Source organism: Yoonia tamlensis (assembly GCF_900115105.1).
In the GTDB taxonomy this organism is placed as follows: domain Bacteria; phylum Pseudomonadota; class Alphaproteobacteria; order Rhodobacterales; family Rhodobacteraceae; genus Yoonia; species Yoonia tamlensis.
This window is the reverse complement of sequence record NZ_FOYP01000001.1, coordinates 1,664,959-1,678,988: the sequence shown is the minus strand read 5'-3', so window position 1 is coordinate 1,678,988 and position 14,030 is coordinate 1,664,959. Positions and strand designations below refer to the sequence as shown.

The 14,030-nt window shown below is 55.1% G+C and carries 14 protein-coding genes and 1 pseudogene; all 15 read left to right on the top strand.

The annotated features are described in order from the left end of the window. Positions 1–27: 27 nt before the first annotated feature. The 15 genes and pseudogenes from nuoE (at position 28) to BM320_RS08660 (ending at position 14,021) form a co-directional block, all read left to right on the top strand. The gene (gene nuoE, locus BM320_RS08730; RefSeq protein WP_090199035.1) at positions 28–1,086 is read left to right on the top strand and encodes an NADH-quinone oxidoreductase subunit NuoE; all 1,059 of its coding nucleotides are present in this window, start codon (positions 28–30) and stop codon (positions 1,084–1,086) included. 121 nt (positions 1,087–1,207) lie between these two features. Continuing rightward, positions 1,208–1,801, top strand: a complete 594-nt coding sequence (locus BM320_RS16290; RefSeq protein ID WP_242650979.1) for a helix-hairpin-helix domain-containing protein — start codon at positions 1,208–1,210, stop codon at positions 1,799–1,801. Between the two features lie 51 nt (positions 1,802–1,852). Beyond that, positions 1,853–2,083: a DUF5337 domain-containing protein gene (locus BM320_RS08720; RefSeq protein WP_090199033.1), complete on the top strand. Its 231-nt coding sequence runs from the start codon at positions 1,853–1,855 to the stop codon at positions 2,081–2,083. Continuing rightward, positions 2,083–3,369: an NADH-quinone oxidoreductase subunit NuoF gene (gene nuoF, locus BM320_RS08715; RefSeq protein ID WP_090199030.1), complete on the top strand. Its 1,287-nt coding sequence runs from the start codon at positions 2,083–2,085 to the stop codon at positions 3,367–3,369. Before BM320_RS08720 ends, nuoF begins: the two co-directional genes overlap by 1 nt. After that, entirely contained in the window at positions 3,366–3,776 is a 411-nt protein-coding gene (locus tag BM320_RS08710; RefSeq protein WP_090199028.1) for a hypothetical protein, read from the top strand. The genes nuoF and BM320_RS08710 overlap by 4 nt, the downstream gene beginning before the upstream one ends. A 187-nt stretch (positions 3,777–3,963) precedes the next feature. After that, a complete protein-coding gene (locus BM320_RS08705; protein ID WP_090199025.1) occupies positions 3,964–4,368 on the top strand; it encodes a DUF5333 domain-containing protein in 405 nt (134 codons plus the stop codon). Positions 4,369–4,508: 140 nt separating this feature from the next. Beyond that, positions 4,509–6,527, top strand: coding sequence for an NADH-quinone oxidoreductase subunit NuoG (nuoG, locus tag BM320_RS08700; RefSeq protein ID WP_090199022.1), 2,019 nt, complete (start codon positions 4,509–4,511; stop codon positions 6,525–6,527). Between the two features lie 105 nt (positions 6,528–6,632). Then, positions 6,633–7,658: pseudogene (gene nuoH, locus BM320_RS08695) on the top strand (NADH-quinone oxidoreductase subunit NuoH); the annotation flags it as partial. A gap of 419 nt (positions 7,659–8,077) precedes the next feature. Further along, the gene (gene nuoI, locus BM320_RS08690) at positions 8,078–8,572 is read left to right on the top strand and encodes an NADH-quinone oxidoreductase subunit NuoI (protein WP_090199019.1); all 495 of its coding nucleotides are present in this window, start codon (positions 8,078–8,080) and stop codon (positions 8,570–8,572) included. Between the two features lie 10 nt (positions 8,573–8,582). Further along, a complete protein-coding gene (locus tag BM320_RS08685) occupies positions 8,583–9,002 on the top strand; it encodes a DUF4259 domain-containing protein (protein ID WP_090199017.1) in 420 nt (139 codons plus the stop codon). Beyond that, complete coding sequence (locus tag BM320_RS08680; RefSeq protein ID WP_090199014.1) at positions 8,999–9,397, top strand: carboxymuconolactone decarboxylase family protein; 399 nt, start codon at positions 8,999–9,001, stop codon at positions 9,395–9,397. Before BM320_RS08685 ends, BM320_RS08680 begins: the two co-directional genes overlap by 4 nt. Next, the gene (locus tag BM320_RS08675; RefSeq protein WP_090199011.1) at positions 9,394–9,999 is read left to right on the top strand and encodes an NADH-quinone oxidoreductase subunit J; all 606 of its coding nucleotides are present in this window, start codon (positions 9,394–9,396) and stop codon (positions 9,997–9,999) included. The genes BM320_RS08680 and BM320_RS08675 overlap by 4 nt, the downstream gene beginning before the upstream one ends. A 46-nt stretch (positions 10,000–10,045) precedes the next feature. After that, the gene (nuoK, locus tag BM320_RS08670) at positions 10,046–10,351 is read left to right on the top strand and encodes an NADH-quinone oxidoreductase subunit NuoK (RefSeq protein ID WP_090199008.1); all 306 of its coding nucleotides are present in this window, start codon (positions 10,046–10,048) and stop codon (positions 10,349–10,351) included. 5 nt (positions 10,352–10,356) lie between these two features. Beyond that, complete coding sequence (gene nuoL / locus BM320_RS08665) at positions 10,357–12,480, top strand: NADH-quinone oxidoreductase subunit L (protein ID WP_090199005.1); 2,124 nt, start codon at positions 10,357–10,359, stop codon at positions 12,478–12,480. Beyond that, entirely contained in the window at positions 12,480–14,021 is a 1,542-nt protein-coding gene (locus BM320_RS08660; protein ID WP_090199002.1) for an NADH-quinone oxidoreductase subunit M, read from the top strand. The genes nuoL and BM320_RS08660 overlap by 1 nt, the downstream gene beginning before the upstream one ends. Positions 14,022–14,030: the final 9 nt, after the last annotated feature.

Genomic DNA, 14,030 nt, shown 5'->3' with positions numbered 1-14,030 from the left:
AGCCGCCGTAATGACTGGGATACACTAATGCTACGCCGCCTATATCACGACCAGCCAGAATCATTTGCATTCACGCCAGACAACCAGAAATGGGCCGAGGCGCAGATGAAAAAATTCCCCGAAGGCCGGCAGGCCTCGGCGGTGATCCCGCTGCTTTGGCGTGCGCAAGAACAGCACGGCTGGCTGACCCGCCCCGCGATCGAATATGTCGCCAATATGCTGGATATGGCCTATATCCGCGTGCTGGAAGTCGCGTCTTTCTACTTTATGTTCCAATTGCAACCAGTTGGGTCGATTGCCCATATTCAGGTTTGCGGCACATTGTCGTGCATGATTTGCGGCGCCGAAGATCTGATCGGTGTGTGCAAAAACAAGATCGCCGACAAAGCGCATGAAGTGTCCGCAGACGGCAAGTTTTCTTGGGAAGAGGTTGAATGCCTTGGTTCATGTGCAAATGCGCCCATGGTCCAGATCGGCAAGGACTACTACGAAGACCTGACCGCCGCTCGCCTGAGTGAAATCATCGATGAACTGGCTGCAGGGAAAGTGCCGGTGCCCGGCCCGCAAAACGGCCGCTTTGCCGCTGAGCCGCTCAAGGGGCTGTCCAGCCTGCGCGGCTTTGACAGCGGCAAGACCAAACACAACGCCTCTGTGCAGGCGGCTGTTGAAATTGGCGATACGGTCAAACGCATCGACGGCACCGAAGTGCCACTTTTGACGCCATGGGTCAAAGATAGCGCGACAAAAGCGGCCAAGCCAAAGCCCGCCACAAAGCCGAAAGCCGCAAAGCCGAAAGCCGCTGCGCCGAAAGCCGCGAAACCCGCCGCTGCACCTGCGGACGTGGCCGAAGAAAAGCCGCTGACATTGGATGCTGCACGCGAAACCGGTGCCGATGATCTGAAATTGATCTCTGGTGTTGGTCCAAAGCTGGAAGGCGTGCTGAATGATCTTGGCTTCTGGCACTTTGACCAGATCGCGGATTGGACTGCAGAGCAGGTTGCATGGGTTGATAGCCGCCTGAAATTCAAAGGCCGCATCGAACGCGACAACTGGATGGCGCAGGCCAAGGAATTGGCGAAAAAGTAACTTTTGCGCAGGAATTGGGCGATAACATCAGATAAATCGCCCAATTTGCAAAAATCCTTTGGTAATTGCGCGCGTGCAGGTAACTGTTGGGCGGCTTGTTCACCTGAAGGGAGACTGCACAATGAATGATTTGAAGCCTATGACCCAGCGGATGCTGACAATTGCCGGCGGTACTGGTATCGTTTTTGCGATTCTTTTGCTGCTGTTTAGTAAAATCGGATTTTTCGGAGCATTGCTGATTGGCGCGCTTGTCGCCGCTGCCATTTTGTTTGCGATGATGTTGGGGTTGCTTGATGCGCTTGTTGGTGAAGATTCGCCCACATCTGCGCCGCCGGTGATTTCCGATACCCCAGTTGCTGCCGCGCCCGAACCAAAGACCGCCGTGGCACCAGAGGCCGCCCCAGAACCGGCGCCAGCACCAATGCCCGAACCCGCGGTAGCGCCTACATCATCTCCAGAACCCGTTGTTTCAGCAGGCAAACCTGCCACACTAGATGCTGCGCGTGCTGAGGGTGCGGACGATCTTAAGAAGATCAAAGGTGTTGGGCCGAAGCTTGAGGTGATGCTTAACGAGATGGGATTCTACCATTTCGATCAGGTCGCAGCGTGGGGGGCGGCTGAACAAAAATGGGTCGATGAGAATTTGCCCGGATTTAAGGGTCGTGCAACCCGCGACAAATGGGTAGAACAGGCCAAGACACTGGCGGCCGGATAAAGGGCCGTATAATAGACACGAAAGGCGGCACCGTTTGGGGCCGTTTCACACATGCGCAACGATCTCGATCATAAACGGGCCAAGGCCGGACAGCGCGCCGCGTTGATTCTTGCCGGAACTGGTGCTTTATGGATCATAGCGACATGGGCAGGGTCACATTTTGGTTGGACCAATCGGGTCCGCGCGTTATTTGACCTTGCGGCGCTTGCTGGTTTCGGCTTTGCGCTGTGGCAGACATTTCAACTCTGGCGGAGTGGCCAGAACGACAAGGGCGAAAGCTGATGCTCAAAGACGAAGACCGGATTTTCACGAACCTTTACGGGATGCACGACCGCACCTTGGCAGGCGCACAAGCACGTGGTCATTGGGATGGCACCGCCGATATCATCAAAAAAGGGCGCGATTGGATCGTGAACGAGATGAAAGCCTCTGGCCTGCGTGGCCGTGGTGGCGCGGGTTTCCCGACCGGTTTGAAATGGTCGTTCATGCCCAAGGAATCTGACGGTCGCCCGTCCTACCTTGTTGTGAACGCCGACGAATCCGAGCCGGGCACATGTAAAGACCGCGAAATCATGCGCCATGACCCGCATACATTGGTCGAAGGCTGCTTGATCGCGTCATTCGCTATGAATGCGAACGCCTGCTATATCTATATCCGCGGCGAATACATCCGCGAAAAAGAAGCCCTGCAAACCGCGATCGACGAAGCCTATGCTGCCGGTCTGGTTGGTAAAAACGCTGCCAAATCCGGTTGGGATTTCGACATTTACCTGACCCACGGGGCTGGAGCCTATATTTGCGGTGAAGAAACTGCGCTGCTCGAAAGCCTTGAAGGCAAAAAGGGTATGCCGCGGATGAAGCCGCCGTTCCCTGCGGGTGCTGGTCTTTATGGCTGCCCGACAACTGTGAATAACGTCGAATCAATCGCCGTTGTTCCAACTATCTTGCGCCGTGGCGGTGGTTGGTTTGCAGGCATTGGCCGCGCCAATAACGCAGGCACAAAGCTGTTCGCGATTTCGGGTCACGTCAACAACCCCTGCGTTGTCGAAGAAGAAATGGGCATTTCGTTCGAAGAGCTGATCGAAAAGCACTGCGGCGGGATCAAAGGCGGCTGGGACAATCTTAAGGCCGTGATCCCTGGCGGGTCATCCGTGCCCAACGTGCGCGGTGAAAACATGCGCGATGCGATCATGGATTTTGACGGGCTGAAAGAAAAAGGGTCAAGCCTTGGCACCGCTGCCGTGATCGTGATGGATCAATCGACAGATATGATCAAAGCAATTTGGCGCCTGTCCAAGTTTTACAAGCACGAAAGCTGCGGGCAGTGCACGCCGTGCCGCGAAGGCACCGGCTGGATGATGCGCGTGATGGAGCGTTTGGTAAAAGGTGATGCATCTGTCGAAGAAATCGATATGCTGTTTGACGTGACCAAACAGGTAGAGGGCCACACAATTTGTGCGCTTGGGGACGCGGCCGCATGGCCAATTCAAGCGCTGATCCGCAATTTCCGCGACGAAATTGAAGACCGGATCAAGCATAAACGCGTCGCGGGGATTGCAGCAGAATGATGAAATCAGGTCTGATTTTCGGCGCAGCTTTGACGCTTGCCGCCTGTTCCACCGGATCAAATGCGGCGCGCCCGTTTGATGATCCTGCGGTGCAAAAGCTTTATACAATGTCGACGCCGCTCTATTTTGCGACGTTGAAAATCGCCAATGATGTGGCTCGCAATTGTGCGGATTACCGCTATGATGCCGCGCTGGATGCGGAACTGAACGAACGGCGCAATGAAATGGGCCGCGGCACCTTGTCCGCGATTCCGTTGCGCCTTGCGATCGAGACGGAAACAAGCGTCAGCGCGCGCAGCTTTGAGGCCAAACACGGGATTGCGCTCGATGGTGGCGATCTATGTGCTGCGGCTGCGGCCGAAACGCTGGAAGGCTCGGCGCTCAGCGCTTTGTTGGTGCCGGTCTAGGCCGGTTTGCGCCATAACCGAACCCACGGGCCGCCCAGTTTTCTGCGCGGCCCTTTTTATTGGCGATTGTGCGAAAATCGGCGTGCCAAAAGGGATATCCCCGCTTTGATATTGAATAGCGCGGCGTGAATGCCGATGTCTGAACGGATCAAAGGCGCATCAAGAACCGCCCAGCAGGAGACGACACATGGCCAAGACCCCGTTTATTATTGCCGCCGCCGCGCTTGTTTGCGGGCTTGCGGGCAATCTGTCGGCGCAAACCGCGCTGCGCGACCAGCCCGAAGTGCGCGACGGCATTATTCAGGTCGGCATGGCCTACGAGATTTCACAGCAATGCGATGAAATCCGCGCCCGCACATTTCGTGGCATCAGCTATCTGCAATCGCTGAAACGGCGGGCTGCGGAACTGGGCTATTCGGAGGCCGAAATTGACGCCTATGTCAGCGACCGCGACGAGAAACGCAGGCTAGAGGCGATTGCGCGCGAACAGCTTTCACTGCTTGGTGTCGTGGCCGATGACCCTGCGACATATTGCGCCGTTGGGCGCGCGCAAATGGCTGCAAACACCCGTGTTGGGTGGTTGTTGCGCTAAGGAACCGATTTTGACACGAAAATTGGCGTCTTTTTTGTCAAACTGACTGGCATCATGTTCCCTGTCGCGTTAGAACGCGGCTAACGCGGTCCCACCCCAAATTGTCGGGGAAGGCGCGCAAGGGAATAAAAAGGCACGCCATGTCTGATCTACGCAAAGTCGTCATTGATGGAACTGAGGTCGAAGTTGATGGGGCGATGACCCTCATCCAGGCCTGTGAACAGGTCGGGGTCGAGGTCCCGAGATTCTGTTATCACGAACGTCTTTCGATTGCGGGCAACTGCCGCATGTGTCTGGTCGAGGTCGTCGGCGGCCCGCCAAAACCAACCGCGTCATGTGCGATGCAGGTCCGCGATCTGCGCCCCGGTCCAGAAGGGCAGCCGCCCGTTGTGAAAACCAATTCGCCTATGGTCAAAAAGGCCCGTGAAGGCGTGATGGAATTCTTGCTGATCAACCACCCGCTGGATTGTCCGATCTGTGACCAAGGCGGCGAATGCGATCTGCAAGATCAGGCGATGGCATATGGCGTCGACTTTAGCCGTTACCGCGAACCCAAACGCGCGACCGATGATCTTGATCTTGGCCCGCTTGTTGAAACGCATATGACCCGCTGTATTTCGTGTACACGCTGCGTGCGCTTTACAACCGAAGTCGCGGGTATTGCCCAGATGGGCCAGACTGGCCGTGGCGAAGATGCGGAAATCACCAGCTATCTGGGCGAAACGCTCGATTCGAACATGCAGGGCAACATCATTGATCTGTGCCCCGTGGGCGCGCTGGTGTCCAAGCCCTACGCCTTTACCGCCCGTCCTTGGGAACTGACCAAAACAGAATCAATCGACGTGATGGATGCGCTTGGGTCTAACATCCGCGTCGATACGAAAGGCCGCGAAGTGATGCGGATTCTGCCGCGCAACCACGACGGCGTGAACGAAGAATGGATTTCCGACAAGTCCCGCTTTGTCTGGGATGGTCTGAAACGCCAACGTCTGGATACACCTTACATCCGCGAAAACGGCAAACTGCGCAAAGCAGGCTGGGCCGAGGCCCTGACAGCTGCTGCCGCCGCGATGAAGGGCAAGAAACCTGCCGGTCTTCTGGGCGATTTGGCTCCGGTCGAGGCGGCTTTTGCGCTCAAGCAAATGATCGAAGCCCAAGGCGGATCCGTCGAGTGCCGCACCGATGGCATTAAGGTGCCTGCCGGAAACCGGTCTGCCTATGTTGGCACCGCGACCATCGAGGACATTGATACCGCCGAAGCGATCATGTTGATCGGCACCAACCCACGTGTTGAAGCCCCCGTTCTGAACGCCCGCCTGCGCAAGGCATGGTCTCGCGGCGCGAATGTCGGCTTGGTCGGTCCGCAGGTTGATCTGACCTATGAATATACCCACATCGGGAATTCGCCTGACGTGATCACCGACCTTCTGGGGCGCGACCATAGTGAAGTGGCCAAGAAATCTTCGATGATTATTGTCGGTGCCGGTGCGCTTGCGCGTGAAGATGGCGATGCGGTCTTGGCGGCTGTCATGGCGCTTGCTGAAAGCACCAAGTCGACATTCATGATTTTGCACACCGCCGCTGGGCGCGTAGGTGCGCTGGATGTGGGTGCTGTCACCGATGGCGGGCTGACGGCTGCGCTTGATGGTGCCGAAGTGGTCTATAATCTTGGCGCAGACGAGGGCGATGTGCCTGCTGGTGCCTTTGTGATCTATCAGGGCTCGCACGGGGATCGTGGCGCACACCGCGCTGATATCATCCTGCCAGCCGCCGCTTATACCGAAGAAAACGGGCTGTTTGTGAACACCGAAGGGCGTCCGCAATTGGCGCTGCGGGCCAGCTTCCCTCCGGGTGAGGCCAAAGAAAACTGGGCGATCCTGCGCGCACTTTCTGCAGAACTGGGCGCAACATTGCCTTACGACAGCATGGCGCAACTGCGTCAGGCGATTGTAAGCGCACATCCGCATTTGGGACAGATTGACGAAGTCACGGAAAATGAATGGCAACCTATCAAGGCGAAAAAGCCTGGTAAGGCCGCATTTAAGTACGCAATCACGGATTTCTACCTGACGAACCCAATCGCGCGCGCCTCTGGCCTGATGGCAGAGCTGAGCGCAAACGCCAAAGCGCGGGCTAACCCCGCTGTCGCGGCAGAGTAAGACGGGGTTCGCCCCATAATTTCAGCCTTTGGGCTGGCACCAGCGGCGTGACATGCATGCGCGCCGCATCATGTTGGCACCAGTTCACGGTGTGAGGGAATAAATATGGTCGAGTTCTTCACCAATACCAACCTTGGGATCGTCCTTGTGATTCTGGCCCAGTGTCTGCTGGTTCTGGTCCCATTGCTGGTCGCTTTGGCGTTCTTGATGTATGCGGACCGCAAAATCTGGGCCGCTGTTCAGATGCGCAAAGGGCCAAACATCGTTGGTGCCTTTGGTCTGCTGCAATCCTTTGCGGATTTCTTGAAATACATCGTCAAAGAAATTGTCGTACCTGCGGGCGCTGACAAATTTGTCTTTTTCCTTGCGCCGATGATTTCATTTGTGCTGGCTGTAGTCGCATGGTCGGTGATCCCGTTCAACGATGGTTGGGTGCTGTCCAACATCAACGTGGCCATCTTGTTTGTCTTCGCGGTGTCCTCGCTCGAGGTTTACGGCGTGATCATGGGCGGCTGGGCGTCGAACTCGAAATACCCATTCCTTGGCTCGCTGCGGTCCGCCGCGCAGATGATTTCTTACGAAGTCTCATTGGGCCTGATTATCATCGGTGTGATTATCTCAACCGGTTCCATGAACTTTGGCGATATCGTCGCGGCCCAAGACGGCAAAGCGGGTCTGTTCAACTGGTACTGGGTTGCGCATTTCCCGATGCTATTCCTGTTCTTTATCTCGGCACTCGCTGAGACCAACCGGCCACCGTTTGACCTTCCCGAAGCGGAATCAGAACTGGTTGCGGGGTATCAGGTTGAATATTCATCAACGCCGTTCTTGCTGTTCATGATCGGTGAATTGATGGCCGTCGTGCTGATGTGCGCGCTGATTTCACTGCTGTTCTTTGGCGGCTGGTTGTCACCAATTCCGGGCCTGCCAGATGGCATCCTGTGGATGGTGCTGAAAATGTCCGCCTGCTTCTTTGTCTTCTCAATGGTCAAGGCGATCACACCGCGCTACCGCTATGACCAACTGATGCGGATCGGCTGGAAAGTCTTCCTTCCAATGTCTTTGATCTGGGTTGTGCTGATTTCATTCCTCGCGAAATTTGAAGTAGCAGGCGGTTTTTGGGCGCGTTGGGACGACGAGCCTGCAACGATTGCAGAGTTTATGGATCAAAATTGTTCGGCTGAATTTGCTGCACTTCGTGAAATTAGTCCTAGTCATGACCTTGTAGCTATGACTGCAAAAAATGGCATAAACCCAGAGGTGTCGCTGGAGGATGCGGCGAAAGTAATGGTTTTTGCTACACATATTTCTAGCTTTTTGCCAATTGCTGTACCGTCGCCGGACGGGGCAAAGTTGATTGCGTCTCCGGATGCGGATCCAGCGGACATTGCTTTGCTGGCTGCAATTTCAAATACGTCTGAATGCTTAGGGCGTGAAACTGGGTTTGATATCGCTGGGAGCGAACTGCCATCCGAAGGAGGGGTAAGTTTCACTCAGATTCGGACATGGACAAAAGAAATCATCTCTACGGAAGGCTCTGAGGGATAAAAATGGCACAAATGGATTACACACGCGCCGTAAAGTATTTCCTGCTGCAGGATTTCTATGTCGGTTTTAAGCTGGGGTTGAAGTATTTCTTTTCGCCCAAGGCGACGTTGAACTACCCGCATGAAAAGGGGCCTTTGTCCCCGCGTTTTCGTGGTGAACATGCGTTGCGCCGCTATGCGAATGGCGAAGAGCGTTGTATCGCTTGTAAACTTTGCGAGGCTGTGTGCCCCGCGCAGGCGATCACCATTGACGCGGAGCCACGCGATGACGGGTCACGCCGCACCACGCGTTATGACATTGATATGACCAAATGCATCTACTGTGGTTTCTGCCAGGAAGCCTGCCCAGTGGACGCAATTGTCGAGGGGCCGAATTTCGAATTCAGCACCGAAACCCGCGAAGAACTGTATTACGACAAAGAAAAACTGCTGGCGAACGGCGACCGTTGGGAATCCGAGATTGCGCGCAATCTCGAGCTTGACGCACCGTACCGGTAGGGGAAGAACAATGGGCGCTTGGGGCGTAGGATCATTCGACAATGACGGCAGTCAGGACTGGCTGACCGATTTTGCTGAATTCGGGGCGACTGCGGCCACCGATATTCTTGACGCCTGCGCTGATGCTGTCGCCAGCGGCTATGTTGATAGTGATATCGGGATGGGCGTTGTGGCACTGGCCGAGGTTGTCGCTGCCGCCCTTGGTAAACCTGACGAAGATCTGGCTGACCAGCTGGAAGAACCCGTTGAGAACCACAAAGACGCGCTGATGGATGTCGACAACGTGCAGGCCCGCACTTCCGAGGCGCTTGAGGCGCTGATGGGGGATGCGGAAACGTCCGAACTTTATGATCTATGGGCTGAAACGGATGAGCTGGACGATTGGCTGACCCAAATGAAGACGCTGCGCGCGCGATTGGATACAGCATGAGCGATCAGAATCCTTTTGAAGCCATGATGAAGATGGGCCAAGACTGGGCCAAGTCGATGAATGTCGACATGGATGCCTTTACGCCCGCCGGATTCGAAAACCTCTGGCCGACGATGCCAAAGGAAACCATGGAAATGTTTTTTGGCAAAGGCGTGAACCCAGACGGGCTTGACGCCAAGACCCGGCTTTTGTTGACCCTCGCAGGGCTGACAGTGCTGGGCGCCCAAGCCGAATCCCAAATTCGCCTGACTGTCCGGCATTTGACCGAAGCGGGCGCAACGAAACAGGAAATCGCCGAAACAATCGCCCAGATGGGCATGTTTGGCGGTGTGCCTGCGATGAATAAGGCCATGCAATTGGCCAATGAAGTGTTGGAAAAGGACGAAACCGCATGAGTGTTTTTGCGTTCACATTCTATCTGTTTGCGATCTCAACGGTCGTTGGCGGGCTGTTCACCGTTGTGAGCCGCAATCCTGTGCATTCGGTGCTCTGGCTGATCCTCGCGTTTTTGTCTGCGGCGGGCCTGTTTGTCACGCTGGGCGCTGAATTTGTCGCGATGCTGCTGATCATCGTCTATGTCGGCGCGGTCGCGGTGCTTTTCCTATTCGTTGTCATGATGCTCGACGTTGATTTCGCCGAACTTAAGGCGGAAATGGCGAAATACATGCCGCTGGCCTTGTTGATCGGGATCGTGATCATCATGCAATTGATCATGGCCGTGGGTGTTTGGGATTTCTCGGACGGCGTGGCCGGCCGTGTCGCCGCACCCCAAGGTGACGCGGACAATACTGCCGCTTTGGGCCTGCTGATCTATGACAAATACATCATGTTGTTCCAGCTTGCGGGTCTGATCCTGCTGGTTGCGATGATTGGCGCAATTGTTCTGACCCTGCGCCACCGCGTAGACATCAAACGCCAGAACGTGATCGCGCAAATGCACCGCGATCCCGCCAAGGCGATGGAACTTATCGACGTAAAACCGGGGCAGGGGCTGTGATGACGAACAATTCTGTGAACGGTTTTGGCCTAGAAGGAACGATGCAATGATCGGACTTGAACATTATCTGGCAGTGGCGGCGACCCTGTTTGTTATCGGGATCTTTGGTCTGTTCCTGAACCGCAAAAACGTGATCATCTTGCTGATGAGCATCGAATTGATGTTGCTGTCGGTGAATATCAACTTTGTGGCCTTCTCAAGCTATCTTGATGATCTGGTTGGTCAGGTCTTTACCTTGTTTGTGCTGACTGTTGCCGCTGCCGAAGCTGCGATCGGTTTGGCCATTCTGGTTTGTTTCTTCCGCAACCGCGGAACCATCGACGTTGAAGACGTCAACGTGATGAAGGGTTAAGGCACATGGAAACCACCATCCTATTTGCCCCGCTTGTGGGCGCGCTTATTGGCGGCTTTGGTTGGAGACTGATCGGCGAAACAGCCGCGCAGTGGATCACCACCGGCCTGTTGTTTCTGGCGGCATTCTTGTCATGGATCGTTTTCCTGACATTTGACGGCACAACCGAGACAATCCACATCCTGCGCTGGATCGAAAGCGGCACGCTGTCGACTGACTGGTCAATCCGCATGGACCGTTTGACCGCGATCATGTTGATCGTGATCACGACCGTGTCCGCGCTCGTGCACCTATATTCATTCGGCTACATGGCCCATGATGAGCACTTTAGCGAAGGCCAGAACTACAAGGCGCGCTTTTTTGCGTATCTGTCGTTCTTTACCTTTGCGATGTTGATGCTCGTGACTTCTGACAACCTTGTGCAGATGTTCTTTGGCTGGGAAGGCGTGGGCGTAGCCTCATATTTGCTGATTGGTTTCTACTATAAAAAACCATCTGCGGGTGCTGCTGCGATCAAAGCCTTTGTCGTGAACCGCGTCGGTGACTTTGGTTTCGCGCTGGGTATCTTTGCGCTTTATATGATGACGGATAGCATTCGCTTTGATGATATCTTTGCAGCTGTGCCGCATCTGGCCGAACAAAACCTGCATTTCTTGTGGCGTGACTGGAACGCGGCCAATTTGATCGCGATGCTGTTGTTTATCGGCGCGATGGGTAAATCGGCACAATTGATCCTGCACACATGGTTGCCAGACGCGATGGAAGGGCCAACACCTGTATCTGCGCTGATCCACGCCGCAACCATGGTGACCGCTGGTGTGTTCCTTGTCTGTCGCATGTCGCCGCTGATGGAATACGCGCCTGAAACCACTGCTTTCATCGTGTTCCTTGGTGCCACAACGGCGTTCTTTGCTGCTACTGTGGGCCTTGTACAAAACGATATCAAACGCGTGATTGCCTATTCAACGTGTTCGCAGCTGGGCTACATGTTTGTTGCTGCCGGTGTTGGCGTCTATTCGGTTGCCATGTTCCACCTGCTGACACATGCGTTCTTTAAGGCGATGTTGTTCCTTGGCGCGGGCTCTGTGATCCACGCGATGCACCACGAACAGGACATGCGCAACTATGGCGGTCTGCGCAAAAAGATCCCCTATACATTCTGGGCGATGATGATCGGCACATTGGCGATCACCGGTGTTGGTATCCCGCTGACACATATCGGTTTTGCGGGCTTCCTGTCCAAGGACGCCGTGATCGAGAGCGCCTATGCAGGCACCGCTGGGGGCTATGCCTTCTGGATGTTGGTGATCGCGGCCTTTATGACCAGTTTCTACAGCTGGCGCCTGATGTTTATGACCTTCTACGGCAAGCCACGCGGCGACAAGCATACGCATGACCACGCGCATGAAAGCCCGATGGTGATGCTGGTGCCGCTGGGTGTGCTTAGCCTTGGTGCCGTGTTCTCGGGGATGATCTGGTATAATTCGTTCTTTGGCGATCACCATAAGGTCGAAACCTTCTTTGGGATCGCGGATGCTGAAATGCACGCGGACGATGGTCACGGCGATGCTGATGCACATGGCGATGATCATGCCGCAGAGGCTGACGCGCATGGCGATGATCACGCGGTTGCTACCGATGATCATGCAGCGGATGCGGAACATGCGTCTGTTCCGGGCAAAGGTGCGATCTTTATGTCCGATGACAACCATGTCATGGATGATGCGCACCACGCGCCAAAATGGGTCAAGGTATCGCCGTTTGTCGCGATGATCCTTGGTCTGGCGCTGGCTTATATCATGTATATCCGCCGACCTGATCTGCCTGCAAAATTGGCCACACAGCAAGCTCCGCTATACCGGTTCTTGCTGAACAAATGGTACTTTGACGAGCTTTACGATGTGATCTTCGTACGGCCTGCCATGGCCATCGGGCGCATCTTCTGGAAGCGCGGAGATACACAAATTATTGACGGTGGGATTAACGGTTTGGCCATGGGCATCATTCCATTCTTCACAAGGCTCGCAGGTCGTGCGCAGTCTGGCTATCTGTTCACCTATGCATTGGGCATGGTTATCGGGATCACGGTACTTCTGACAATTGTGACGATGTCAGGGGGGGCAAACTAATGGGCAATATTCTTTCGCTTACGACGTTTATCCCGCTGATCGGGGCTGTGATCCTTGCGCTATTCCTGCGCGGCGATGATGAGGCCGCACAGAAAAACGCCAAATGGGTGGCGATGGTGACATCGCTGGTGACCTTTGTGGTGTCGCTGTTCATCCTGTCCAACTTTGACCCGTCCGACACCGGCTTCCAGATGGTGGAAACCCGCACTTGGTTGGCTGGTCTGCAATACAAGATGGGCGTTGACGGGATCAGCATTCTGTTTGTGATGCTGACCACATTCCTGATGCCGCTTGTTTTCGCGTCCTGCTGGAACGTGAAAACCCGCGTCAAAGAATACATGATCGCCTTCCTGATCCTGGAAACCTTGATGCTGGGCGTGTTCATGGCGCTTGATCTGGTGCTGTTCTATCTGTTCTTCGAGGCAGGTCTGATCCCGATGTTCCTGATCATCGGTATCTGGGGCGGCAAGAACCGGATTTACGCGTCCTTCAAGTTCTTCCTCTATACCTTCCTTGGCTCTGTGCTGATGCTGGTGGCGATGGTTGCGATGTTCTCGGATGCGGGCACGACCGATATCCCGACGCTGATGACGCATAGCTTTGGGTCTGAAAACTTTAGCCTGCTGGGCATTCAGATCGTTGGCGGCATGCAGACCCTGATGTGGCTTGCGTTCTTTGCAAGCTTCGCGGTGAAAATGCCGATGTGGCCAGTCCACACCTGGTTGCCAGATGCACACGTGCAAGCCCCGACTGCGGGTTCTGTGGTGCTGGCGGCGATCCTGTTGAAAATGGGCGGCTACGGCTTCTTGCGCTTCAGCCTGCCAATGTTCCCCATCGGGTCAGAGGTCATGGGGCCGTTTGTGCTGTGGCTGTCTGCCATTGCGATTGTCTACACATCGCTGGTCGCACTGGTCCAGGAAGACATGAAGAAGCTGATCGCCTATTCATCCGTCGCACACATGGGTTACGTGACCATGGGGATCTTTGCGGTCAACCAACAAGGTATCGATGGGGCGATTTTCCAGATGATCAGCCACGGCTTTATCTCTGGCGCGTTGTTCCTTTGCGTTGGGGTGATCTATGACCGGATGCACACCCGCGACATCGACGCCTATGGCGGGTTGGTGAACCGGATGCCGGCCTATGCGCTGATCTTTATGTTCTTCACGATGGCAAACGTCGGTCTGCCGGGGACATCCGGATTTATCGGTGAATTCTTGGTGCTCGTCGGTATTTTCCAAGTGAATACTTGGGTGGCGGCGATTGCGACAACGGGCGTTATCTTCTCGGCTGCTTATGCGCTGTGGCTGTACCGCCGTGTTGTGATGGGCGATCTGATCAAGGAAAGCCTGAAATCCATCACCGATATGGGCAAACGTGAAAAGCTGATCTTTGTCCCGCTGGTCACAATGACCTTGCTTTTGGGTGTCTATCCGGCGCTGGTTCTTGATATCATCGGGCCAAGCGTGGAAGCACTGGTTGAAAATTACGAAACGGCTGTTGCGGGCTTTGCCCCTGCCAGCCCTGTCGCGTCGCATTAAGGAACGGAT

What these genes read in the sequence shown, in the direction of transcription:
- BM320_RS08675 (WP_090199011.1), top strand. Translation starts at nt 9,394, where the DNA reads ATGAGTGTTTTTGCGTTCACATTCTATCTGTTTGCGATCTCAACGGTC.
- BM320_RS08705 (WP_090199025.1), top strand. Translation starts at nt 3,964, where the DNA reads ATGGCCAAGACCCCGTTTATTATTGCCGCCGCCGCGCTTGTTTGCGGG.
- BM320_RS08680 (WP_090199014.1), top strand. Translation starts at nt 8,999, where the DNA reads ATGAGCGATCAGAATCCTTTTGAAGCCATGATGAAGATGGGCCAAGAC.
- BM320_RS16290 (WP_242650979.1), top strand. Translation starts at nt 1,208, where the DNA reads ATGAATGATTTGAAGCCTATGACCCAGCGGATGCTGACAATTGCCGGC.
- nuoG (WP_090199022.1), top strand. Translation starts at nt 4,509, where the DNA reads ATGTCTGATCTACGCAAAGTCGTCATTGATGGAACTGAGGTCGAAGTT.
- BM320_RS08720 (WP_090199033.1), top strand. Translation starts at nt 1,853, where the DNA reads ATGCGCAACGATCTCGATCATAAACGGGCCAAGGCCGGACAGCGCGCC.
- nuoL (WP_090199005.1), top strand. Translation starts at nt 10,357, where the DNA reads ATGGAAACCACCATCCTATTTGCCCCGCTTGTGGGCGCGCTTATTGGC.
- BM320_RS08660 (WP_090199002.1), top strand. Translation starts at nt 12,480, where the DNA reads ATGGGCAATATTCTTTCGCTTACGACGTTTATCCCGCTGATCGGGGCT.
- nuoF (WP_090199030.1), top strand. Translation starts at nt 2,083, where the DNA reads ATGCTCAAAGACGAAGACCGGATTTTCACGAACCTTTACGGGATGCAC.
- nuoE (WP_090199035.1), top strand. Translation starts at nt 28, where the DNA reads ATGCTACGCCGCCTATATCACGACCAGCCAGAATCATTTGCATTCACG.
- nuoK (WP_090199008.1), top strand. Translation starts at nt 10,046, where the DNA reads ATGATCGGACTTGAACATTATCTGGCAGTGGCGGCGACCCTGTTTGTT.
- BM320_RS08710 (WP_090199028.1), top strand. Translation starts at nt 3,366, where the DNA reads ATGATGAAATCAGGTCTGATTTTCGGCGCAGCTTTGACGCTTGCCGCC.
- nuoI (WP_090199019.1), top strand. Translation starts at nt 8,078, where the DNA reads ATGGCACAAATGGATTACACACGCGCCGTAAAGTATTTCCTGCTGCAG.
- BM320_RS08685 (WP_090199017.1), top strand. Translation starts at nt 8,583, where the DNA reads ATGGGCGCTTGGGGCGTAGGATCATTCGACAATGACGGCAGTCAGGAC.